The sequence below is a fragment of the Cupriavidus necator genome, assembly GCF_016127575.1.
Classification (GTDB): domain Bacteria; phylum Pseudomonadota; class Gammaproteobacteria; order Burkholderiales; family Burkholderiaceae; genus Cupriavidus; species Cupriavidus necator_D.
In genome coordinates, this window is the sequence record NZ_CP066019.1 from 2,158,007 (window position 1) to 2,179,847 (window position 21,841).

Here is a 21,841-nt window from a genome sequence, read left to right on the forward strand (position 1 = left end):
TCTTGTAAATACAAACCATTCTCATTTATGATGCGCCATTTTCGTCGTTTTCACCTTGCGCCCTCATGCTTGTCCGCCGTCTTGCCATACCCGCCGCCGTCAGTTGCCTGTTCCTGCCTTCCGTTGTTTCCCACGCCGCCGAAGATCTCAGCACGCTGCCATCCGTGACGGTCAGCGCCGCCGCCGACGGGCAAACTGACGTAGGCTTCAGCACGCGGCGGCCGGCCGGAGTGACCAAGTCGGATCAATCAGCGGCCGACGCCGCGCAGTCGATCACCGTCATTACGCGTGACCTGCTCGACAGCCAGCAGGCACAGAACCTCAGCGACGCGCTGCAGAACTCAGCCGGCGTGGTCACCAACGTCTATGGCAGGCGCGGCTGGGACGACTTCATCATCCGCGGCCAGCGTGCATCGGAATCGATCTTTGCCGACGGATTGCTCGTCGACAGCAACAACCGCGTGGCGCAGGAGCTGTTCGGCGTGGAACGCGTGGAAGTGCTCAAGGGACCGGCCTCGATCCTGTTCGGCGCGGTGCAGCCGGGCGGCCTGGTCAACATGGTCAGCAAGCGCCCGCGTGCCGAACTGTTCGGTGAACTGGGCCTGACCGTCGGCAACTACGGCTTCCGGCAGACGACGGTCGACGTCGGCACGCCGCTGGCCAAGGACAGCAAGGCCGCGTTCCGCCTGAACGCGCTGATGATGAACAGCGACGATCCGACCGACTACGTCTGGTATCGCAACCGCTGGATCGCGCCATCGCTGACGCTCGACCTTGGCACGCGCACGGACTTCACGATCCTGGCCAGCCACAGCCAACGCAACTACGTGCGCCAGCAGGGCCTGCCAGTGAATGGCACCCTGGTGCCGAACCGCAATGGCGTGGTGCCGAGCAACCGCTTCATCGGCGAGCCGAATGCGCCGTCTTATGACGGCGAGCAGAACCGCATCGGCTACGCGCTGACGCACCGCTTCGACTCCGGCTGGACCTTGAACCAGAACCTGCGCTACCAGACGTCGTCGCTGACCGGCACGCTGGTGTCGGCCGGCACCATGGCCGTCAACAGCCAGGCGATGAACCGCAGTGGCACGCAGCAGAGCTTCTCGGGGGACTCGTTCGGTGTTGACACTAACGTGCAGCGGACTTTCGCGTTCACGGGGCATGCCCACAGCGTGACCTTTGGCATCGACTACCGCCATACGAAGGAAGACCGCCTGCAGAAGACGTGCCGCGTGGCAGCGCTGAACGTCTACAACCCGGTCTATGGCGCCAGCATCAACTGCCCGTCCGCCTATAGCCTGGACGCGACCGATACGCTAAACGCGGTTGGCCTCTACCTGCGCGACCAGATCCGTATCGCCGAGCGCTGGACCGTGACCGGCGGCGTGCGCTACGAATCCGCGCAGACGAGCACGACGGACCGGCTGGCGCGGTCGCGTACCGGCAACGACGACAACGCCGTCACCGGCAGCGCGGGCGTGATGTACGACCTGACGCACTGGGCACGTCCGTACCTGAGCTTCGCCACTTCGTTCCTGCCGAACGCCGGCACCGACGTCAACGGCGCCACGTTCAAGCCCGAGAAGGGCCGCCAGTACGAAGTGGGCATCAAGTTCGACATGCCGGACAAGACCGGCCTGCTGACCCTGGCCGCGTTCGACCTGACCCGCACCAATGTGCTCAGTACCGATCCGGTTAACACAGGCTTCAGCGTGGCCGTGGGCGAACAGCGTTCGCGCGGGCTGGAAATGGAGCTGACGCAGGATCTCGGCAATGGCCTCAGCGTTTCGGGCGCCTATGCCTATATCGCAAGCGAAGTCACCGAAGACACCACGGCTGCGAACGTCGGCAAGCCGCTCAACAGCGTGCCCCGGCACAGCTTCTCGGTGTGGAGCCAGTACCGCTTCCGCGGCGCGCTGGCTGGCTGGTACGTCGGTGCCGGCGTGCGCGGCGAGAGCGCCAAGCGCGGCTACAGCTTTAACTACACCGTGCCGGGCTACACGGTGGCCGATCTTGCCGTCGGCTACGTGGCATCGCACTGGCGCGCGGCGTTCAACGTCAAGAACGTGTTCGACAAGATGTACTACGCGGGCGGCCTGAACAACAACGTGCTACCAGTGGGCAATCCGCGGGTGGCCATGCTCAACGTGACGATGAACTATTGATGCGGCCCCCGCCTGGAGCCTCCTGACCAGTAGTCAGGCGGCCATCAAGCTGATGTGGCTGGCCTTGCGCCCGCCCCATCGCCGCAATCACCGCCCCTAAAATCTGCATCCCCCGCTGAATCTGCTCCACCGTCAAACTCGCATAACCGAGCACCAGCCCGGCCGCTCGACGCTGTCCGTGCGGCCGGACCCCTGCAAACAACGGTGATACCGGGTAGACCCCCACATCCTGGCTGCGCGCAGCGGCCACCAGCGCTGTCTCGTCGCGGGGCCGCAGCGACGGCAACCACAGCACCACATGCAGCCCCGCCGCCGTACCGCAGACTTCCGCGTCCGCTGGCAGGAAACGTGCGACGCCATCCAGCAAGGCCGCTCGCCGGCGCTCGTTTTCCCGGCGCATGCGCCGCACATGGCGTTCGTAGGCACCGCTTTCGATCAGCGCTGCCAGCACGCGCTGCTCCAGCACGGGCGCATGGCGGTCGGCCAGCCGCTTGGCCTGCCGGAACACCGGCACCAGCTCAGGCGGCAGCACCAGGTAGCCGAGCCGCAGTTGTGGCGACAGCGCCTTGGAGAAAGTGCCGACGTAGATCACGCGGCCGTCGGTGTCGATCGAGCGCAGCGTGTCGATCGGGCGCTGGCCGTAGCGGAACTCCCCGTCGTAGTCGTCCTCGATGATCCAGGCGTCGTGGCGCTGCGCCCATTGCAGCAGCTCCAGGCGCCGGCCGATCGGCAGCACGCCCCCTAGTGGGAACTGGTGCGACGGTGTCACGTACACCAGGCGCACACGATCGTCCTGGGGAAGGCTGGCGGTATCCAGGCCATTCCCGTCCACCGGCGTGGCCTGGCACCTGGCGCCGGTGGCTTCGAAGCAGCGCCTCGCCATCAGGTAGCCGGGATCTTCGAAGGCAAAGGCGTCGCCGGCATCCAGCAGCAGCCGCGCGCACAGGTCGATGGCCTGCTGCGAGCCATGCACCACCAGAACCTGCTCGGCCTCGCAGGCCAGTCCCCGGGCACGCCGCAAATAGCCCTGGAGGGCGCGTCGCAGCGACGCCTCACCTTCTGGCGGGGCGTAAGACAGGCTGTTTTGCTGGCGCAGCAGTTCGGCCTGGTAGGCACGCCGCCAGGCCAGGGTTGGGAAGTCCCGCGAAGCCACCGCCCCATACAGGAAGTCGAAACGAACCGGTTCAGCCTGCAGCAGTGCCGGCATGCCGAGTCCCGCCACGCGGCGCCCGAATTCGGACAGGGTTGGGGCGGTCCTGGCGCGCCGGCCTGCGCTGATCCCGGCTGGTGCCGGTGCCGCCAGGGGGCTGGCGATTCGGGCCACGCGCCCCACCGCAGTGACGAGGAAGCCCTCGGCAGCAAGTTGTTCGTAGGCGGCGGTGACAGTGGTACGCGACACCCCCAACTCGGACGCCAGCGCCCGTGTGGACGGCGCCCGGGCGCCCGGCGGCAGGGTGCCGTCCGCGATCTGGGCACGCAGAAGATCGTAGATGCGGCGCCCCGCGCCCGTGGCTCCGGCACGGGTACCGGCTGGCTGGCGTGACTGGCCCATAAAGAATCATGAAAACCGGACCTTCCGATTGTGCCAGTTGTCGGCGACAGTATCGAGCATTCCATCGCTTCCGATTCCCCACCATGTATATTCCTGCTCACTTTGCTGAAAACCGGCCAGAGGAACTGGGCCGCATCATCCGCGAGCACCCGCTGGGGATGCTGGTTACGCAAGGCAGCGCCGGACTGGATGCCGACCACATCCCGTTCGAGTTCGATCCCGGCGAGGGAACCCACGGCGTGCTCACAGCCCACGTGGCCCGCGCGAACCCGCTCTGGCAGCGTTGCCCCACCGGCTCGCCGGTCATGGTCGTGTTCCGGGGCGCCGAGGCCTATATCTCGCCCAACTGGTACCCGAGCAAGCATGAGGCGCACCGCCAGGTGCCGACCTGGAACTACGAGGTGGTGCACGCGCACGGCACGATCACCGTGCATGACGACGAGCGTTTTGTTCGCCGCCTGGTTGCGCGCCTGACACGGCGGCACGAGGCAGCCGAACCCAGGCCCTGGAAGATGGGGGACTCCGCGCCGGAGTACATCGACAGCATGCTGCGCAACATCGTGGGCATCGAGATCGCCGTCACTTCGCTGGTGGGCAAGGTCAAGGTCAGCCAGAACAGGGAGTTGCGGGATCGCCTCGGTGCCGCCGACACCCTGGAGGCGCGGGGGTATGGCGAACTTGCGCAGTCCATGCGCAAGGCTGGTTGAATTGCCCCCGGGCCCGCGCTCAGCTTTTCCTCACCATTGACGAATACCCCGCCATGTCATTCATCCCCTTCCTGATCGCAGCCATCGTTCTCGCCATCACCCCCGGCCCGGCCATCGCCTATGTCGTTGCACGAACGGTGGCTGGCGGCCGATCCGCAGGCCTGGCTTCATGCTTCGGCACCGCCCTCGGAGGCTTGCTCCATGTGCTCGCGGCAGCCTTGGGCCTGTCGCTGGTCATTGCCCAGTCGGCCGTGGCATTCAACCTGCTCAAGTATCTGGGTGCTGCTTATCTGGTGTACCTGGGGATTCGCATGCTGATGCGCAAGCAGGCGCCGGTCACGCTCGAAACCATGCCATCCAGAGGTGCGCGCCGCGCTCTGGTCGAGGGCATCATGGTCGAGGTCCTGAACGTCAAGACGGCGCTGTTCTTTCTGGCGTTCCTGCCGCAGTTTGTCTCGGCGAGCGAAGCTCTGGTGCCGCAGTTGGTGCTGTTGGGCTGCATTTGCGTCGCGCTCAATACGCTGGTCGACGTTGTTGTCGTGTTTGCCGCGCATCGTCTGCTCAAGTCCGGCGCCGCCCGCGAAGCTCGCGCCCGCTTGATGACCCGGATGTCGGGCGTGACGATGCTGGGCCTGGGCGCCATTCTGGCGCTCGCCCGGCGCGAAGCATAGACAGGGGGGCGGTTCGGCGCAGGGCTCGAACCGCCCGCCCCTCAAGCAGCAGCCCGCCGGGCCGCGCCGCGATACTGCGCCAGCAACGCGTCCCGCCGTACTGCCGCCGCATCCATGCTGGCCTCCTTCACGTGGCCGTAGCCGCGGATATCCTCCGGCAACGCGGCAAGCGCCAGCGCGGTGTCGACGTTGTCCGCGCTCAGGGACGCCGCGAACTCGTCGACCAAGGCCAGATAGTCGTTGACCAGCGCCCGCTCGGCGCGGCGCTCGGCAGTCTTGCCAAACACATCGAACGCCGTGCCACGCAACCCCTTCAGGCGCGCCAGCAAGCGGAATGCCGTCATCGTGCGCGGACCGAAGCGGCGCTTGACCGGGTGGCCCTTGTCGGTCTTGGCCAGCAGCGGCGGCGCCAGCCAGAAATTGAGCTGGTAGTCGCGGCCGGGCTCCCCTTCAAACTGGGCGCGCAGCTTGTCCAGGAAGGCGGGATCGGCGTAGAGGCGCGCCACCTCGTATTCGTCTTTGTAGGCCATCAGCTTGGCCAGGTTGCGGGCCACGGCCTCGGTCAGCGGCAGCTTGCGGTCGATGCCCAGTTGCTGCTCCGCGGCGCGGATGCGCTCGACAGCCTCGCGGTAGCGGGCGGCATATGCAGAGTTCTGGTATTCGGCCAGCATCGTCTCGCGCTTGCGGATCAGGGTGTCGAGCGCCTGCGGGATTGCCACGACCTGTGCGGCCGGGGCCGCCGGAGCACCCGGCAAGTGCGCCTTGACCGCCGCCTCGCCATGGTGCGCGAGATACCGCCCCCATTCGAATGCCAGCCGGTTCTTGTCGATCGACACCCCATTGAGTTCGATCGCGCGCAGCAGGCTTTCACGCTGCAGCGGGATCCAGCCCTTCTGCCAGGCAAAGCCGAGCAACAGCGGGTTGGAGTAGATGGCGTCGGCCAGCAGGGTCACCGCCCATGCGCTGGCGTCGAAGAATGCGCAGGCATCGCCCACGCTGGCGCGCAGGTCCTGCTCGGCGCTGGCACCGGGGAACTTCCACTTCGGGTTCTTGATGAATTCCGCGGTGGGCGTGTTGGCGCTGTTGACCACGGCGGCGGTCAGGCCATGCCGGACCTTCGACAACACCTCGGGCGACGCCGAGACGATGGCGTCGCCCCCGATCACCAGGCGCGCCTCACCCGTCGCGATACGCGTCGCATGCAGGTCGTCCGGGCCCGGTGCGATCTGCACGTGGCTGATCACAGCCCCGCCCTTCTGTGCCAGGCCAGCCATGTCGAGCACGGTCACGCCCTTGCGTTCAAGGTGCGATGCCATGCCCAGCAGGCCGCCGATGGTGACCACGCCAGTGCCGCCCACGCCGGTGACCAGCACGCCGTATGGCCGCTCCAGGGCCGGCAGCCGCGGCAGCGGCAGCGCCTCGAAGTCGGCGCCGGTGCCTTTGCCACCCGCTGCCGCGGGCTTGCGCACCTGCGCCCCCTCGGCAGTGACAAAGCTCGGGCAGAAGCCGTTGACGCAGGAGAAATCCTTGTTGCACGACGACTGGTTGATCTTGCGCTTGGTCCCGAGTTCGGTCTCCAGCGGCTCCACCGACAGGCAGTTGGACTTGGCCGAGCAATCGCCGCAGCCCTCGCAGACCGCGTCGTTGATAAAGGCGCGCTTGGCCGGGTCAGGATAGGTGCCGCGCTTGCGGCGGCGGCGCTTCTCGGTCGCGCAGGTCTGGTCGTAGATCAGGATGGTGACGCCCGCGGTATCGCGCAGCTCGACCTGGACGGCGTCGAGCTGGTCGCGATGGAACACAGTCACGCCCGACGGCAGCATGGCGCCGTCGCCATACTTCTGCGGCTCGTCGGTGACGACGACCAGCTTCTTCGCGCCCTCGGCCAGCACCTGGTGCGCAATCTGCGGCACCGTCAGCACGCCGTCGATGGGCTGCCCGCCGGTCATTGCCACGGCGTCATTGAACAGGATCTTGTAGGTGATATTGGCCTTGGCCGCGATCGATGCGCGGATGGCCAGCAGCCCCGAGTGGAAATACGTGCCGTCGCCCAGGTTGGCAAACACGTGCTTGTCGCCGGTGAAATGCATCTGGCCGGTCCAGGCCACGCCTTCGCCGCCCATCTGGCTGAAGGTGTCGGTATTGCGGTCCATCCACAGGGTCATGTAGTGGCACCCGATGCCGGCCAGCGCACGCGAGCCCTCCGGCACGCGCGTGGACGTATTGTGCGGGCACCCCGAGCAGAACCAGGGCTTGCGCTCCACCGCGATGCGCGGCTGCGCGGCCTCGCGCTCCTTGGCCTCGATCAGCGCCACGCGCGCGGCAATGCGTGCGCGCACCGCTTCCGGCAGGTCAAAGCGTTCCAGCCGGCGGGCGATGGCCTTGGCGATCAGCGCCGGCGACAATTCATAGTGCGCGGGCAGCAGCCAGTTGCCACGCGGCACCGACCACTCGCCGCCATCGTTGCCACGCTGGTCGAACTTGCCGAAGACCTTGGGCCGCACATCCTCGCGCCAGTTGTACAGCTCTTCCTTGAGTGCGTATTCGAGGATCTGCCGCTTCTCTTCCACCACCAGGATCTCTTCCAGGCCGGTGGCGAACTCACGGGCGCCGTGCGCCTCCAGCGGCCACACGCAACCCACCTTGTAGACGCGGATGCCGATGCGGGCGCACGTGTCATCGTCCAGGCCCAGGTCTGCGAGCGCCTGGCGCACGTCCAGGTACGCCTTGCCGGCAGTCATGATGCCGAAGCGCGCGTTCGGCGAATCGAGCACGACGCGATTGAGGCGGTTGGCCCGCACATAGGCCAGCGCCGCATACCACTTGTGGTCAAGCAGCCGCGCCTCCTGCTCCAGCGGGGAATCGGGCCAGCGGATATTGAGTCCGCCCTGCGGCATGACAAAGTCCTGCGGCAGCGCGATCTGCACGCGCTCGGGATCGATCTCGACCGAGGCGGTCGACTCCACCACGTCGGTGACGCACTTCATTGCCACCCACAGGCCGGAATACCGGCTCATGGCCCAGCCATGCAGGCCGTAGTCGAGGTACTCCTGCACATTGGCGGGGTACAGCACCGGGATGCCGGCGGCCTGCAGCACGTGCTCCGACTGGTGCGCCACGGTGGAGGACTTGGCGGCATGGTCGTCGCCGGCCAGCAGCAGCACGCCGCCATGGCGCGACGAGCCGGCCGAATTGGCATGCTTGAGCACGTCGATGGACCGGTCCACGCCCGGCCCCTTGCCATACCACATCGAGAACACGCCGTCGCGCGTGGCGCCGGGGAACAGGTTGACCTGCTGGCTGCCCCAGACGGCGGTCGCGGCAAGGTCTTCGTTGACGCCGGGCTGGAACACCACGTCGCTGGCCGCCAGGTGCTGCTTGGCCTTCCACAGGGCCTGGTCGACGCCGCCCAGCGGCGAGCCGCGATAGCCCGAGATAAAGCCGGCGGTGTTGAGGCCGGCGGCGCGGTCGCGCGCCTTCTGTAGCATTGGCAGGCGGACCAGGGCCTGCACGCCGCTCATGTAGACGCGGCCCTGCTCCAGGGTGTACTTGTCGTCCAGGCTGGCGCTGGCCAGGGCTTCGAGCAAGGCGGGGTTCAGCGGGGCATTCACGATCTCAGTCTCCGTGCTTGTTCTCTTGTATCCGGAGCAGTTTAGAAATCCGTGCCGTCATCGTAAAATCATGAATTCAAACACCTGATATCTGAAAAACGGATAACCCGGAGATTCCCATGTTCAAGGCGCGCGAAGGCTCGGAAAGACTGGCCAAGGAAGTCACGCTGAGGCAGTTCCGCTACTTCGTCGCGGCCGCGGAGACCGGGCAATTCTCGATGGCCGCGACCGCCGAGCATGTCTCGCAGTCGGCCATCACCAATGCCGTGCTGGCGCTTGAGCAGCGCCTGGCGGTACGCCTGTTCGAGCGCCGGCCCCATGGGGTGACGTTGACGGCAGAAGGCCACCTCTTCTTCCAGCACGCCCGCCAGATCCTGGATTCGGTCGAGGATGCGCTGCGCGAGCCGCGCTTCCAGGTGCACGGGTTGCAGGGCAGCGTGCGCCTTGCCGCCTCCTATACGGTGCTGGGCTACTTCCTGCCGGGGCTGCTGGCGCGCTTTCGCACCAACTATCCGGACATCGAACTGGATCTGCTCGACATGGACCGGCCCGATATCGAGCGGGCCGTGCTGGCGGGGGAGATCGAGCTGGGCATCGCGCTGCTGTCGAACCTGGAGCGGCCCCAGCGCTTCCAGCGCCATACGCTGATGCGATCCCGGCGCCAGTTGTGGACTTCGTCCAGCCATCCGCTGCTGGCCGTCGAGCGCCCTTCGCTGCGCGATATTGCGGCCTATCCGTATATCCTCATCACCGTGGACGAGGCCGAGGAATCCACGCTGCGTTACTGGCGCAGCCACCGGCTCGCACCCAAGGTCGCATTCCGGACCGGCTCGATGGAGGCCCTGCGCGGGCTGGTGGCGCATGGCTTCGGCGTCACCGTGCTGTCCGACATGGTGTATCGCCCGTGGTCACTGGAGGGAAAGCAGATCGAGGCCCGCCCGATTGCCAATGCGGTGCCGGACATGGAGGTTGGCATGCTGTGGCAGCCCGGGCGCAAGCTGGGCAAGCCGGCGGATGCGCTGAGGGAGTTCCTGATTCACGCGTGCGGGAGCTGAGGCGGGACATTCGATTGCCCGCGCCCTTACAACAACGCTATCTGAAGGACCGGTAGCCTGTCGTCGAGTAGTCCGTGTAGAAGTCCGCCAGGCAATGCAGATTGAGCGCCCGGATCTCTTCAGTCATGAAGTCAACAAAAACGCGGATGCGCGAGGGCAGGTGCTGGCGGCTGAGGTAACAGATGTAATGCCCGCGGTCGTCAGGCGCATACCGTCCCATGGCGATGACCAGTTCGCCGCGGGCGATGCGGTCGCAGGCCTGGTAGCCCGCCATCTGCGCGATGCCCAGCCCGTCGAGCACCGCCGCCAGCACCAGCTCAGGGTCATTGAACGTCAGCCTTGCGGCAGGCACAACCTTGCGCACATGCCCCTCGACCTTGAATTCCCATTCAAGGATGCGCGCGCCGGCGATGCGGGTGTTGATGCATTCGTGCCGGGCGATATCCTCCAGCGTCGACGGTAGTCCATGCCGCGCCGCGTAGGCAGGAGACGCGCACACAGCCATCTGCATCGGGATCAGCTGCTTCGCAACGATGCTTGAATCCTCGATGCGGCCATTGCGGAACGCGACGTCGATGTTCCCGGCCGCGAAGTCCGTTGGCCGGTCATCGAGCACCAGGTCCAGGGAAATGTCCGGATAAGCCGCCGAGAACTTCGACAGCAGCGGCGCCACCACCTTGCGGCCGAAGCCGGCCGTCGCGCTAATGCGAAGCAGGCCGCTTGGCGGTCCAAGGCGCAGTTCCAGCATGTCGTTCATGGCCTCGACGATATGCGCCACGCCCTGGTGGCAGTTCTCGAAGAAGCGCTCGCCCTCGCGGGTCAGTTGGGTGGTGCGCGTGGTGCGCAGGAACAGCCGGGTGCTCAGCTGCGTTTCCAGCTTCAGGACGTTGCGGCTGACCGCTGAGCGGCCGATGCCCAGCCGCTCGCCCGCCTTGGAGAAGCTGCCCTCGGTGGCGACCGCCATGAAGGCGATGATGCCGGCGTAGCTTGCCGCGAAACTGGCGGACAGCCCGTCCGCGCGATCCGGCGGGCCGGGGCGAAAGCCCCGCTGCGGCATACCGGTTACGTCTCTATCCGCCCCCCCGCGGTTGACAGGGGACGTCAGGCGAACGTCTGGAACGACGATGTCCATGTCATTGCCTTTCGGAGCGGCGCAACGAATGAGGATCCACGCTGTGCGGTGCACAACCATGGCATGATCGTAATGACCCGCCATGCCCGGGTAAATGACAGATGCCCCTGGATTTCTGCCATCCGGCCCGGCGCGAGCGGCGACAATGCAGATATGAAGCAGCGGAAGGCGCCGGTCCACAGGGCCTTCCGCTGCGATCCGTGGCGAAGGCGTCGCACTGCGCGTGCTTGCCGGCCACATGCCTTGCGCGGGATCGCGCCGGCGGCATAACATCCATCGACTTTCAAGATCCCTGCCATGGTTCCCTCTCCGCCTGCGCCCTCTTCCCGGACACTTGACGACCAGCCACGCAATCTTCTGTTCGTGGCCTTCCCGGACATGAGCCTGCTTGATCTCACCGGACCGCAAACCGTGTTCTGGGCTGCCTCCCGGTTTGCACGCGAACGCGGCTTCGCCGGCTACCGGAGCTATCTGGCAAGCGAGCACGGCGGCCTGGTTGCCTCGGCCGAAGGCACCGCCGTGCAGGCCATGGCGCTCTCGGAAATCGATCTGCAGCACATCGATACGATCATCCTCCCGGGTGCCCCCGAGATGGTCAGGGTGCTCGACAGCGCCACCTCGCTGGTCGCCTGGCTGCAGCAGGCCGCCGGACAGGTACGCCGCGTTGCCTCGGTCTGCAGCGGGGCCTTCCTGCTTGCGCAAGCGGGCTTGCTTGACGGCAGGCGCGCTGCCACTCACTGGGCGATGCATGCGCAGTTCCGCGCGCGCTTTGCCGCGGTCGAACTGGACCGGGACGCCATTTTCGTCCGCCAGGACCGCATCTGGACCTCGGCCGGCGTGACCACCGGCATCGACATGGCGCTTGCGCTGGTCGAGGACGACTATGGCCACGATATCTCGCTGAGCGCGGCCAGGGAGCTGGCGGTCTTCATCAAGCGGCCGGGCACGCAGCCACAGATCAGCGAGATCCTGCTGGCGCAGAGCCGGCACGTGCCGCTGTTCGAGGCGCTCCATCTATGGATCATCGAAAACCTGTCGCGGGAAGGGCTGTCAGTGGAACAGCTCGCCGAACAGGTCGGAATGAGCCCCCGCAACTTTGCCCGGGTCTACAAGCAAAAGACCGGGCGCACCCCGGCCAAGGGGGTTGAGCATTTCCGGCTGGAAGCCGCACGCCGGCTGCTCCAGGACCTGCATCTGCCGGTGGAGCAGATCGCAAGGCAGTGCGGCTTCGGCAGCGAGGAACGGATGCGCCTTACGTTCCAGCGCAACCTGGGCTTCTCGCCCAGCGAGTATCGGTCGAAGGTGACCGGCTGAGAAAACGCCACAACCCGGCCGCACCATTGGTGCCGAACGGGAAACACCATGCGTCCGCCGCCGGCGCTACCGTCACTGCACCCCTTCGCCTAGCATGGGACATGGGTTGGATGCCCATCCCTTCCACCAGAATCGAGGTGCATGATGAAGATCGTTGTGATTGGAGGTACTGGCCTGATCGGCAGCAAGGTCGTCGCCCGGCTTGCCGGGCAAGGCCATGAAGTCGTTGCCGCGTCTCCGCAGACCGGCGTGAATGCGCTGACAGGCGAAGGCCTGAGCCAGGCACTTGCCGGGGCGCAGGTTGTCGTGGACGTGGCCAACTCGCCATCGTTCGCGGATGATGCCGTCCTGCATTTCTTCGAGACGTCCGGCCGCAACCTTGCGGCGGCGGAGAAGGCAGCCGGTGTCGCGCACCATGTGGCGCTGTCAGTGGTCGGCACGGACAAGCTCTCACAAAGTGGCTACTTCCGCGGCAAGATTGCGCAGGAAGCGCTGATCCGGAACGCCGGCATCCCTTACACCATTGTCCGCTCCACGCAGTTCCTCGAATTCCTTGGCGGCATCGTCCAGTCGGGCGCCGATGGCGATTCCGTGCGCCTGTCATCCGCATCGATCCAGCCGATTGCCTCGGATGACGTGGCCGAAGCTGTGGCCGACCACGCCCTTGCCGATCCCGTCAACGGCATCGTCGATATCGCCGGGCCGGAACGCTTCCACCTGAGCGACCTCGTGCAACGCTATCTCGATGCCACCAAGGATCCGCGCAAGGTTGTCGTCGATGGCAAGGCCCGCTATTTCGGCGCCGAACTGCAAGACGATACGCTGGTACCGGAAGGCCCGGCACGCCTGGGCAAGACCGCTTTCGAAGCGTGGCTGCGACAGAGCCAGAAGCCGAAGGCCTGACAACGCGGGCGGGCCATATGGACAACAAGGGGCTGCAAGCCCCCCCGCTGAGCCTGCTCGACAAGTATCGCGGGCAGGGCTTCCACGCCCTCTACACCACGACCGTCACCGTCTCGGGCGGGGAAACCGGACACGGCCGCGCCTCGGGCGTGGCGCGTTCCGACGACGGCAATCTTGTCATCGACCTGCGGCTGCCGGCGGCGCTGGGCGGCCCCGGCCACGGCCACGGCACCAATCCCGAGCAGTTGTTCGCCGCGGGATATGCCGCCTGCTTTCATGGGGCGCTGAACCTGCTGGCCCAGCGATCCAATGTCAGCGTCGACAACCTCGCAGTGGAAGTGGAGATAGCGTTCGGCCGCGATCCCGTTGACGGCGGCTTCGCGCTGGCCGCGGACATCCGGGTCAGGATGCCTGGCGTGCAACGACAGGTGGCGGAAGAACTGGTGCGCAATACCGAGCGCTTCTGCCCCTATGTGAAGATGGCCAGGCAGGGCATTGTCAGCGTCGTGGCAGTGGTTGACTGAGCTGCGCGCAACGACGGGCCCGCGGATGCGATCCCTGAACCTTCGGGATCGCATCCGCAGCCGGCCAATGTGCTACTTCGTTGGCGTCAGGATCGGAGCGCCCTTGTTCTTCAGCAACAGCACCATGAACTTCGCGGGCCTGGTGTTGCTGGCGTTGCGCCCGACAATATGAATATCGTCAGGGCCTTCGTGGAAGGTCTGCCCGGCAGTCAGCGTGACTTCCTTGCCGCCCCGGACTCCCATCACGATACTGCCCTCAAGGACATAGACGAATCCGTGCGCGTCATGGCGATGCACCGGGTCGGCGCCGCCGGGCGGGTATTCCACCACGATCATCTGCACCTCCTTGCCGGGATATTCCGGAAGCGCCTCTGTCGACAGCAGCGTCACCTTGGGCTCCGGCGGCGCAGCCATGGCCGGTTGCGCCACCAGCAGGACGGAAAGCAGCAGCGGGGCCAGGCCCAGCGTTCTGATGATTTTCACGATGTCACTCCAGCTTTGCCTTATCGAGGCCATAGGCCTTGTCGGCCGAGCCCGGCACGGTCCGGAAGGCCACGTTCAGCCGGTTCCAGCCATTGATGGCCATGACCAGAAAGGTCAGGTCCGAGAGTTCCTTTTCCGACAGATGCGCGCGCACGCGCTCGTACAGGTCATCCGGCACACCGTGCGGCGGGATGTTGGTCAGCACCTCGGTCCACGCCAGCGCGGCCCGCTCGCGCGGCTGGAACAGCGTCGATTCGCGCCAGATCGCGACATGGTGAAGGCGGAGCTCTCGCTCGCCATGGATGCGCGACTGCTTGACGTGCATGTCCAGGCAGAAGGCACAGCCATTGAGTTGCGAAGCGCGAATCTCGACCAGGTCACGGATGGATGGCTCGATCGCATTGTCCTGCAGCAGGGTGCCGAATTCCAGGTACTTCTTGAAGAGTTCGGGGGACTGCTTCATGGCATTCACGCGTTGGGTCATGTCGGCTCCTGAGGGATGGAAAATGTGAAGGGATGCCGTGGCACTCACCACTGCGTGCCGCGGCATGGAGCAAATCGTAGGCCGCGGCGGCGCACGGCGGTAGGCGCGCCAAGGTACCCACACTGTTGAGGCTTCGACACCAATCAGGGCTTTGGCGTAGCGCGGCTCGGGGGAAGCCGGATCCTGTCGTGTCGTGCCGATCCAGCGCAGAAAACCAAAAGAAATGGTGCAATGCAACATAAATACCCCTATGCTTGGAGGCATGCCAGCCGGCTACGCCTTCGAAAAGCGACCCGGACGCCGCTCGCCTCCCAAGAACTTGCCAGGTGTCCGTTATTCATCGGATGCCGAAGGAAAACCCGCGTGCCCTCCTCCCCTCTTCCGCAGCCGATCCTCGACGCTTCTGCAAACTCCTCCCGCCTCTTTCGTGACATGTGCGAACTGCTCCAGGCAGCAATACATGTCGTCAGCATTCGCACCACGCGCATGGCCATCGCCGGTCCGGCGCCTGGCGAACAGGACCAGCGCGAATTCAGCCTGATGAGCGTTGAGAAAGGAGAGGCCGCGTCTGAATCGTTGCTTGCCATGGGTTCGGGATGGATCAACCTGACCATGACCCTCGCAAAGGACACCAGCGATCATCTTTGGGCGACCTCCGCGGCCGCGGCGACGCTGGCGTCCAGTCGATCCGCCGCGCAATGGTTCGAACGCCAGGCCGACCTTCTGCAATTGGCCGCCGGGTTCCCCGGCAACCCGCTGCAGCTGGCAGACCTGGCGACAAACCTGATGCAGCAGATCCTCGCGCCGATCCACGGCCGCGCGATGGCAAATGCGAAGCGCCTGCGTGCATCATGAAGGCTGCCGGGCCCGGGCGCATGCATCGCTAGGGGCGGTATTAGTCAGCAATGGTCTCCAGCGCTCTGCCACGGGTCTCGATGCCGAACCGGAACACGATGCCGGCCGCAGCAAGGAAACACAGCGCGCCAAGGCAGAACACTCCAGCCTGGCCGGCAACGGGCAGAACCAGCCCCACCAACGCCGGACCCAGCAGCGATCCGATCCGCCCGACCGTCGACGCCATCCCGCAACCTGAAGCGCGCGCCCGCGTGGGATACAGTTCCGGCGTATAGGTATAGAGCACTGCCCACATGCCGAACATGAAGAACTGCATCATGCCGCCGGAAAGGAAGAGCGCCATGGGGTCGGGACTGGACCCGGCGACCCTGCCGTAGATAAACACCATGCACGCCCCGCCCACCAGAGTCGCCACGCATGCTGGCTTGCGCCCCCAGCGCTCCACCGCCCATGCGGCCCAGAGAAAGCCGGGAATGCCGCCGATTGAGATATACACCGTGTACAGCACGGATTTGGTTACCCCGAGGCCCGATTGCTGCAGCAACGCGCCAATCCAGGTATTGAGGCCGTAGAACCCCAGCAGGGCGAAGAACCACAGGCCCCATACGGTCAAGGTCCGACTACGGTACTCGCGGGACCAGAGCACGCGCAGGCCCGATGTGGCCGGCTCCGCCGCCGCTGCCGCCGGCGTGACTTCCGGCAACGCATCGAGCTTCATCCGCCGCATGACCGATTGCTCGATACGGTCGACAATGTCGGCCGCTTCGGCATGGCGTCCCTGCGACTCCAGCCAGCGCGGGGACTCGGGCACAAAGCGGCGGACTACGATCAGGAATAGCGCCGGGACCGCGCCGAGCAGGAACATCGTGCGCCAGGTGTAGGCGCTCAGCACGTAGTACGACATCAGCCCAGCGCAAATGAAGGCGATCGGCCAGTTTCCGTCCATCAGCGCCAGGTACTTGCCGCGCTGGCGCGCGGGAATGAATTCCGACATCAGCGTCTGCGCCAATGGCAGCTCCATGCCCATGCCGAGCCCGAGCAACAGCCGATACGCACCCAGCTCCATGGGACCGTTCGCGGTGGAGCACAGATAGCTGCCCACGCCCCAGATGATCATGCTGACCTGGAAGACCGGCTTGCGGCCGAACTTGTCCGCCAGCACCCCGGAGCTGATCGCGCCAGTGGCCATGCCGACGAAGCTGGCGCTGCCGAGCATGCCGGCCTGCGCTGCGGTCAACCCGAATTCCGTCCGAATCGATCCCAGCAGATACGTCATCATGGCCAGGTCGAGGTTATCGAAAAAGAAGGCCAGCGCAATGATGGCAAACAGAAGGCGGTGATACCCGCATACGGGTAGCCGTTCCAGCCGGTCGCCGGTGCGCACGCGCATCAGCTCGAGAGAGGTAAGCTTCATCTTGTCTCCAGTAGTTCCAGTACCAGCGCTCTTGGGCACTGGCGGCAGGCGATAACGCATCGATGCGATATCGCCTGCTACTGTCGCGTGGAGACGCAGCCGCGACGCGCGCGGGAACGCCAAGGTCTGTCTCGCAGGTGCCAAGCCAATTGCCGCGGGTCGCGTGGGCCCCAAAAAAAAAGGTTCATCGCCGATTTCCGGGGAAGGCCACTGGTCCGACGGCCGAGTTCGGCCAGCTTGAGTCGCTCAAGGAAATTTCACGACTGCCCGCTCCCGGACCGATAAGAGACAGTCGTCAATGATGCTGTGACCGTCGGCTCGTAGACCGTTGCGGCGGTCGCGAACAGAAGCCCTGTGTCGCAGAAGAGGCTTGGTCGTGGCTGCCTGTCCGTAGGCAGACACGTTCGACACCAGGGCGGCCGGGCAAGCGGCTCAGATCACGCAGTCGGAACAGTTCCTCCGTCGATGACGTACTCAGTGCCGGTGATGGCGCTGGCGCGGCCAGAGACGAGGAAACCAATGAGTTCTGCCACTTCCCGGGGTGAGCATGGCCGGCCAAGAGGAATGCCGCCGAGCGAATCCATGATGACCTTGCGGGCGCCTTCCGCGTCGATGCCGCCTTGGCGGGCGATCTCGGCAACGAGACCTGCGGCGGCATCCGTCTCGACCCAGCCCGGTGAGACACGCACGACGCGAACGCCCTTCGGACTGACCTCCTTGGACAAGGCTTTGCTGTAGTTTGACAGGGCAGCCTTGGCGGCGGCATAGGCAATCGTCGCCTCCGGCAACGGTAATTGCCGCTGGATCGACGTGACGTGGATAATGACGCCCGAACGCTGCTCGACCATCGAGGGCAACAGCGCGCGATCGATGCGCACTGCCGGGAATAGGTTCAGGTTCAATGCCTTGTTCCATTCATCGTCATCTAGCACGCTGAAGCCACCGGCCGGTGCAGATGAGCCGCCCACGACGTGCACGACTATATCGACGCCACCGAACCGCTTGAGCACGGCGTCGACAATGGCTTTACAGCCCTTGGCCGTCGTGATGTCCGCCCCGATGAACCGTTCTTCGGCAAGTTCATCGGGACGGGAACGCGCCGTCGTCAGAACGTTCGCACCTGCCTCGCAAAGGCGTGCGACGACGGCTTTGCCGACGCCTTTCGTTCCGCCCGTAACGAGCGCCCGAAGCCCCAGAAGTTCGGGTGCGGAGCTCATTGGCGAATCTCCAGCGACGCAATCCTGCCGCCGGCCAGGACGAACGTGTAGGTCAGCTCGACCGGGCTGCCAGGGAATGTGCCCGTGAGTCGTGCGTGCATCGTCACAGTGGCGCCGTTCTGGGAGACGTCCAACGGCTCAATGCTGTACTGGTACCTGGTTTTGCTGTCCTTCTTCCAGGCCTGGATTGCTTCCAGCCCCTTGATCGTGCGGCCTTCGTCCCGCACAACGGCATCGGCGGTAAAGCAGTTCGAGAGAGGGGCGGTGTCCGTGACGGTTTCCGCGAGCAGATAGGCATCCAGTGGCGGAGGCAGCATCATGTTCATCGGGGTTTACCTCAACGTGAAGGTTTGCATGCCCCAATCATGGCGCTACAGTTACCGTATCGCAAGAACGCACAAAAAAGTAAGTAACCCTTGGCTAACCGAAAAAACTACACCCCCGCGACTGCCGCAATCGATGTCGAAGCCGCATTCAAGCTGCTGGAAGGCCGCTGGAAGCTGGTGATTTTGTTTCACCTTTTCGGTGGTCAGGTACAGCGCTTTTCGGACCTCGAGAGACTGATCCCCGGCATCACACAGAAGATGCTTGCCCAGCAGCTACGCCGCCTCGAAGCGGACGGCATCGTGACACGTACGGTCTATCATCAGGTGCCGCCGAAGGTGGACTACCGCCTGACTGATTGGGGCCAGGCGTTGTGCCCGGCACTGGATGCGATCCTGACATGGGCGGAGCACCGTGAAGACTTTCCGTAGGCTGCGACGAGCTTGCGTGCGTGACGCTAGCTGTCATCCAGAACTCCAATTCGCAAAGTCGTCGACGTGGTCTCATCCGCGATGGTCTCATGTCGCGCTGGAACCTGACGGTCGTCCATCTCATTTGAGAGGCAGCACTGGGGCGAACTGAGACGGCCGACCGCGCTGTGAAATCGTGTCTCCGATTTGTTCGACACTTGCAGTGCAGCATGCAATGAAGGCATCAAATCAGAATATGCGGATATCCTAATGTTCACCTCTCCGCTCACAGGAAGGCGTAACAGTTCGCTCGGGCATCGTATAGCGCGTGATGCCGGCACCCGCTGAACACAAGCGTCGTTGAGGGCATCAACAACACCATCAAAGTCATCAAGCGCCGAGCCTACGGCTACCGTGTCGAGGACTACTTCTTCCTGAAGATCAAGGCGGCGTTCCCCGGAATTCCTCGTTGAACCAAAAAGAAGAGGTGCCGGAGCACCTCTTCATGTCGCGCGATGGCCTGACTCACCTGGAAGCAAACCTGTGGGGATCGAATGCCTCCGGCGGCAAGCCGGACAGCGTGGCACCGGACTGGAAGGGATAGCGCAGGTACGGCGCTTTCGGCTGACCCGGTGGCGAGTACTGTCCATCGGCAAGAATGCGTTTCTTCGCGCTCATCTCACGAATCTCGCAGCGATAGGCAACGATCTGGCTGGCTGCGCCGTCCTCGATCGGCGAGTAGTCTTTCTCGGGCCGGAACTTGTCCAGCGCCTGGTACTGGTGCGCACGCACCTCGTCGGCACTGTCACGCAGCGTGACTTCGCATCGCGCGATGGCGCTGTAGTACTCGAGGCTTGTATTCTGTCCCTTCGGTGCCTTCAGCAAGGCCACGGGCCGGTCGACCTCGATCGTGACCAGGGGATTCGACCGAATCGCCGAGGCCAGCTTTCCGAATCTGGAACTGTGGATCAGGAAGGCGTCGCCGGTGAAGGTAAAGCTCTGCGCGGTAATGTAGGGATAGGGTGTGTCATGCACCGCGACCCGGCAGATCAGCTCGTTCCGGAGGAAGGCCTCGATGGCCGGCCAGTCGGTCCAGGCCAGGTCGGTCCGGCGCATTTCGTTGTGAAGGTAGGCGGGTGTCGTGGTCGTCATGGTCTCGTCTGCTGATGGTTCTGAAAATGCCGCATCTGCGCGCGTCCGGGCCCCAAACCAATTCCGCGCAAGGGCCGGCCAATGGCATCCGCCAGCCATTCAAGCAGGGCTTCCAGTTGCGGAGGCAGGGGGGAAGTGGCATCCCTCGGGATGGTGTCTTCGGCAAAGGCAGGAAACCGCACCACGCGCTGGCCACCGGTGTCAGTGGCGCCGGCAACGACCGGGATGCAGCGCTCGCGCGTGCGGTCAAAGGCCGCCAGGCTGTCGCACTTGTTCAGATACACCTCGTCAACCCCGCATTGCCGTACAGCAAGCCGGAGCTGCGCCACGTCAAGCAGCCCTACCCGCCGTGGCCGGCCGGTTCCGGTGCCGTACTCATTCGACAGCATCCGGATCGCCACGCCGATGGAGAATTCGTCCGCTTCGGCGAGCAAAGCCAGCGGATCCAGCCTGGCCGCCTCGTCGGCCCCGCCGCGGCCCTCCCGCGCCGCATCGGCGCAATAGGCCTCGGATCGCCCTGCGCCAAGTTCGGTTGGCAACGGCCCGCTGCCGACCCGGGATACGATCGCCTTGGCGACGCCGATGGTCTTGCGGTGATACTTGCATGGGAGGTCGCCACCCACATACGCGTAAGAAGGCATCGTATGGCTGGACGTGACCCAAGGCTGAACGCCCTGCACCACATCGAGCATGACGGACTGCGCGCCCTCGAAGAGCACATTGGCACCCGCTTCGACCCGCCGCAAGAGCGCAACCGGATCGTCCGTCACGAACGGCTCAACCACCTTCCACGCCTGGCGCATCGCGTTCACCACGGCCACAAGACCCTCGCCGTCGCCGTCGCGCTGCACGGCCAGCCGCATCATCTGCTCGAACACCCGGCTCCCGTCAACCACCAGGTCGCGGAGCTGAAACGAAGATCGCTCCCCTCCCCGCACGCGGGTCGCGAGATCCGCATAACACGGGCCGATGCCGTTGCCGGTGGTGCCAATCTGGGCGCCATCGTGGCGATCGGCCAGGACATGGAGAGGCTGGACGACCGGACACCTGTCACTGATCGTCAACCGCCCGCCCAGATCGATCCCCTGCGCCGCGAGCATCTCGATTTCGGCTGCCAGTTGCTGCAACCCGATCACGCAGCCTGAGCCGATGTAGAGCGCAACGCCGGGATGCAGCACCCCGGAGGGGACCTGCCGTAGCCGCAAGGTTCCGTCAGGCGTGGCGATGGTATGCCCGGCGTTCGCGCCGCCATTGAAGCGCGCAATCACCTCGTACTCGCCGGCGAGGTGATCGACGACCCGCGCCTTCCCCTCATCGCCATATTGCAGTCCGACCAGGACGTCGGCGTACCCCGCCTTTTTCGCGGTGCCCATCGCCTACGCGTCCAGCGCAAATGTCGCCTCGATCTCCACCGGGGCACCGAAGGGAAGGCTCGCCACGCCGAGCGCCAGGCGGGCATGGCGCCCTCTCTCTTCAAAGATCCGGTTCAGCAATTCCGACGCTGCATTGATCACCAGCGGCGCATCATGGAAACCCGGCTCCGCCGCAACATAGCCTCCAACGCGGACGATGCCCCGGATTCGTTCGAAATCCCCATCGGTCGCTGCCGCCACCCAACCCAGCAGGTTGGCCAGGCACAACCGCGCGGCCTGCTGTGCCGCTTCGACGGTGACTGCGCCCGGGACCTTGCCGACGAAGACCGGCTTGCCGTCCTGAAGCGGCAACTGCCCCGATACCGTCAGCAAACCATGGTGCAGGGTGTAAGGGACATAGTGCGCCTTGGGAAATTCCGTGGCAGGCAAGACAATGCCGGCAGCCTGGATACGATCCATCACTGACATACTGACTCCTCGACTTGAAAAAGTGTCGGC

20 protein-coding genes and 1 pseudogene are annotated in these 21,841 nt (G+C 65.0%); 10 read left to right on the forward strand and 11 right to left on the reverse strand.

Annotated features, from left to right (window positions below; translation table 11 throughout):
• Positions 1-65: 65 nt before the first annotated feature.
• Entirely contained in the window at positions 66-2,165 is a 2,100-nt protein-coding gene (locus I6H87_RS28760) for a TonB-dependent siderophore receptor (RefSeq protein ID WP_041688178.1), read from the forward strand.
• On the opposite strand, the gene pdxR is transcribed toward I6H87_RS28760, so the two are convergent.
• Positions 2,143-3,717 (reverse strand): MocR-like pyridoxine biosynthesis transcription factor PdxR, encoded by a 1,575-nt coding sequence (pdxR, locus tag I6H87_RS28765; protein ID WP_011617570.1) that lies wholly within the window; start codon positions 3,715-3,717, stop codon positions 2,143-2,145. The genes I6H87_RS28760 and pdxR overlap by 23 nt on opposite strands.
• Before the next feature lie 83 nt (positions 3,718-3,800).
• Between pdxR and I6H87_RS28770 the strand changes: the two genes are divergently transcribed.
• On the forward strand, positions 3,801-4,424 hold the full coding sequence (locus I6H87_RS28770) for an FMN-binding negative transcriptional regulator (RefSeq protein ID WP_011617571.1): 624 nt from the start codon (positions 3,801-3,803) through the stop codon (positions 4,422-4,424).
• Between the two features lie 53 nt (positions 4,425-4,477).
• Positions 4,478-5,095, forward strand: a complete 618-nt coding sequence (locus tag I6H87_RS28775; protein WP_011617572.1) for a LysE family translocator — start codon at positions 4,478-4,480, stop codon at positions 5,093-5,095.
• Between the two features lie 41 nt (positions 5,096-5,136).
• Here I6H87_RS28775 and I6H87_RS28780 read toward each other — a convergent pair whose 3' ends face one another.
• The gene (locus I6H87_RS28780; protein WP_011617573.1) at positions 5,137-8,703 is read right to left on the reverse strand and encodes an indolepyruvate ferredoxin oxidoreductase family protein; all 3,567 of its coding nucleotides are present in this window, start codon (positions 8,701-8,703) and stop codon (positions 5,137-5,139) included.
• A 119-nt stretch (positions 8,704-8,822) separates the two neighbouring features.
• On the opposite strand from I6H87_RS28780, the gene I6H87_RS28785 reads away from it, so the two are divergent.
• On the forward strand, positions 8,823-9,758 hold the full coding sequence (locus I6H87_RS28785; RefSeq protein ID WP_010812775.1) for a LysR substrate-binding domain-containing protein: 936 nt from the start codon (positions 8,823-8,825) through the stop codon (positions 9,756-9,758).
• A gap of 37 nt (positions 9,759-9,795) precedes the next feature.
• Here I6H87_RS28785 and I6H87_RS28790 read toward each other — a convergent pair whose 3' ends face one another.
• Positions 9,796-10,815 (reverse strand): LysR family transcriptional regulator, encoded by a 1,020-nt coding sequence (locus I6H87_RS28790; protein ID WP_011617574.1) that lies wholly within the window; start codon positions 10,813-10,815, stop codon positions 9,796-9,798.
• A 453-nt stretch (positions 10,816-11,268) separates the two neighbouring features.
• Here I6H87_RS28790 and I6H87_RS28795 point away from each other — a divergent pair, with 453 nt between their 5' ends.
• The 3 genes from I6H87_RS28795 to I6H87_RS28805 all read left to right on the forward strand — a co-directional run bounded on the left by I6H87_RS28795 (position 11,269) and on the right by I6H87_RS28805 (position 13,631).
• Positions 11,269-12,204: a GlxA family transcriptional regulator gene (locus tag I6H87_RS28795; protein WP_010812773.1), complete on the forward strand. Its 936-nt coding sequence runs from the start codon at positions 11,269-11,271 to the stop codon at positions 12,202-12,204.
• Between the two features lie 144 nt (positions 12,205-12,348).
• A complete protein-coding gene (locus I6H87_RS28800; RefSeq protein ID WP_010812772.1) occupies positions 12,349-13,107 on the forward strand; it encodes an SDR family oxidoreductase in 759 nt (252 codons plus the stop codon).
• A 17-nt stretch (positions 13,108-13,124) separates the two neighbouring features.
• Positions 13,125-13,631 (forward strand): Ohr family peroxiredoxin, encoded by a 507-nt coding sequence (locus tag I6H87_RS28805; protein ID WP_011617575.1) that lies wholly within the window; start codon positions 13,125-13,127, stop codon positions 13,629-13,631.
• Positions 13,632-13,703: 72 nt separating this feature from the next.
• Here the strand turns inward: I6H87_RS28805 and I6H87_RS28810 are convergent, their stop codons facing one another.
• Both I6H87_RS28810 and I6H87_RS28815 read right to left on the reverse strand, forming a co-directional pair.
• A complete protein-coding gene (locus I6H87_RS28810; protein WP_371852230.1) occupies positions 13,704-14,045 on the reverse strand; it encodes a cupin domain-containing protein in 342 nt (113 codons plus the stop codon).
• 73 nt (positions 14,046-14,118) lie between these two features.
• Positions 14,119-14,598: a carboxymuconolactone decarboxylase family protein gene (locus I6H87_RS28815; RefSeq protein WP_010812769.1), complete on the reverse strand. Its 480-nt coding sequence runs from the start codon at positions 14,596-14,598 to the stop codon at positions 14,119-14,121.
• Positions 14,599-14,961: 363 nt separating this feature from the next.
• Between I6H87_RS28815 and I6H87_RS28820 the strand changes: the two genes are divergently transcribed.
• The gene (locus I6H87_RS28820) at positions 14,962-15,453 is read left to right on the forward strand and encodes a polyhydroxyalkanoate granule-associated phasin (RefSeq protein ID WP_231881453.1); all 492 of its coding nucleotides are present in this window, start codon (positions 14,962-14,964) and stop codon (positions 15,451-15,453) included.
• Positions 15,454-15,493: 40 nt separating this feature from the next.
• Here the strand turns inward: I6H87_RS28820 and I6H87_RS28825 are convergent, their stop codons facing one another.
• From I6H87_RS28825 to I6H87_RS28835, 3 genes are all read right to left on the reverse strand, one after another.
• Positions 15,494-16,867 (reverse strand): MFS transporter, encoded by a 1,374-nt coding sequence (locus I6H87_RS28825; protein ID WP_010812767.1) that lies wholly within the window; start codon positions 16,865-16,867, stop codon positions 15,494-15,496.
• Between the two features lie 437 nt (positions 16,868-17,304).
• Positions 17,305-18,084: an SDR family oxidoreductase gene (locus I6H87_RS28830; protein ID WP_011617578.1), complete on the reverse strand. Its 780-nt coding sequence runs from the start codon at positions 18,082-18,084 to the stop codon at positions 17,305-17,307.
• Positions 18,081-18,410: a nuclear transport factor 2 family protein gene (locus I6H87_RS28835; RefSeq protein ID WP_011617579.1), complete on the reverse strand. Its 330-nt coding sequence runs from the start codon at positions 18,408-18,410 to the stop codon at positions 18,081-18,083. Before I6H87_RS28835 ends, I6H87_RS28830 begins: the two co-directional genes overlap by 4 nt.
• A 90-nt stretch (positions 18,411-18,500) precedes the next feature.
• Between I6H87_RS28835 and I6H87_RS28840 the strand changes: the two genes are divergently transcribed.
• Both I6H87_RS28840 and I6H87_RS28845 read left to right on the forward strand, forming a co-directional pair.
• Positions 18,501-18,839: a winged helix-turn-helix transcriptional regulator gene (locus tag I6H87_RS28840; RefSeq protein WP_011617580.1), complete on the forward strand. Its 339-nt coding sequence runs from the start codon at positions 18,501-18,503 to the stop codon at positions 18,837-18,839.
• Positions 18,840-19,150: 311 nt separating this feature from the next.
• Positions 19,151-19,291: pseudogene (locus I6H87_RS28845) on the forward strand (transposase); the annotation flags it as partial.
• Between the two features lie 52 nt (positions 19,292-19,343).
• On the opposite strand, the gene I6H87_RS28850 reads toward I6H87_RS28845, so the two are convergent.
• From I6H87_RS28850 to I6H87_RS28860, 3 genes are read right to left on the reverse strand one after another with little or no spacing between them, the layout of a single operon-like run.
• Positions 19,344-19,970, reverse strand: coding sequence for a pyridoxamine 5'-phosphate oxidase family protein (locus I6H87_RS28850; protein ID WP_174549448.1), 627 nt, complete (start codon positions 19,968-19,970; stop codon positions 19,344-19,346).
• Entirely contained in the window at positions 19,967-21,343 is a 1,377-nt protein-coding gene (locus I6H87_RS28855; protein ID WP_010812764.1) for an adenylosuccinate synthetase, read from the reverse strand. Before I6H87_RS28855 ends, I6H87_RS28850 begins: the two co-directional genes overlap by 4 nt.
• Positions 21,344-21,346: 3 nt before the next feature.
• Positions 21,347-21,811, reverse strand: coding sequence for a RidA family protein (locus I6H87_RS28860; RefSeq protein WP_011617582.1), 465 nt, complete (start codon positions 21,809-21,811; stop codon positions 21,347-21,349).
• Positions 21,812-21,841 lie beyond the last annotated feature (30 nt).

Coding starts and splice junctions, on each gene's coding strand:
- I6H87_RS28760 (WP_041688178.1), top strand. CDS start 66: ATGCTTGTCCGCCGTCTTGCCATACCCGCCGCCGTCAGTTGCCTGTTC.
- pdxR (WP_011617570.1), bottom strand. CDS start 3,717: ATGGGCCAGTCACGCCAGCCAGCCGGTACCCGTGCCGGAGCCACGGGC.
- I6H87_RS28770 (WP_011617571.1), top strand. CDS start 3,801: ATGTATATTCCTGCTCACTTTGCTGAAAACCGGCCAGAGGAACTGGGC.
- I6H87_RS28775 (WP_011617572.1), top strand. CDS start 4,478: ATGTCATTCATCCCCTTCCTGATCGCAGCCATCGTTCTCGCCATCACC.
- I6H87_RS28785 (WP_010812775.1), top strand. CDS start 8,823: ATGTTCAAGGCGCGCGAAGGCTCGGAAAGACTGGCCAAGGAAGTCACG.
- I6H87_RS28790 (WP_011617574.1), bottom strand. CDS start 10,815: ATGCCGCAGCGGGGCTTTCGCCCCGGCCCGCCGGATCGCGCGGACGGG.
- I6H87_RS28795 (WP_010812773.1), top strand. CDS start 11,269: ATGAGCCTGCTTGATCTCACCGGACCGCAAACCGTGTTCTGGGCTGCC.
- I6H87_RS28800 (WP_010812772.1), top strand. CDS start 12,349: ATGAAGATCGTTGTGATTGGAGGTACTGGCCTGATCGGCAGCAAGGTC.
- I6H87_RS28805 (WP_011617575.1), top strand. CDS start 13,125: ATGGACAACAAGGGGCTGCAAGCCCCCCCGCTGAGCCTGCTCGACAAG.
- I6H87_RS28810 (WP_371852230.1), bottom strand. CDS start 14,045: ATGGCTGCGCCGCCGGAGCCCAAGGTGACGCTGCTGTCGACAGAGGCG.
- I6H87_RS28815 (WP_010812769.1), bottom strand. CDS start 14,598: ATGACCCAACGCGTGAATGCCATGAAGCAGTCCCCCGAACTCTTCAAG.
- I6H87_RS28825 (WP_010812767.1), bottom strand. CDS start 16,867: ATGAAGCTTACCTCTCTCGAGCTGATGCGCGTGCGCACCGGCGACCGG.
- I6H87_RS28830 (WP_011617578.1), bottom strand. CDS start 18,084: ATGAGCTCCGCACCCGAACTTCTGGGGCTTCGGGCGCTCGTTACGGGC.
- I6H87_RS28835 (WP_011617579.1), bottom strand. CDS start 18,410: ATGAACATGATGCTGCCTCCGCCACTGGATGCCTATCTGCTCGCGGAA.
- I6H87_RS28850 (WP_174549448.1), bottom strand. CDS start 19,970: ATGACGACCACGACACCCGCCTACCTTCACAACGAAATGCGCCGGACC.
- I6H87_RS28855 (WP_010812764.1), bottom strand. CDS start 21,343: ATGGGCACCGCGAAAAAGGCGGGGTACGCCGACGTCCTGGTCGGACTG.
- I6H87_RS28860 (WP_011617582.1), bottom strand. CDS start 21,811: ATGTCAGTGATGGATCGTATCCAGGCTGCCGGCATTGTCTTGCCTGCC.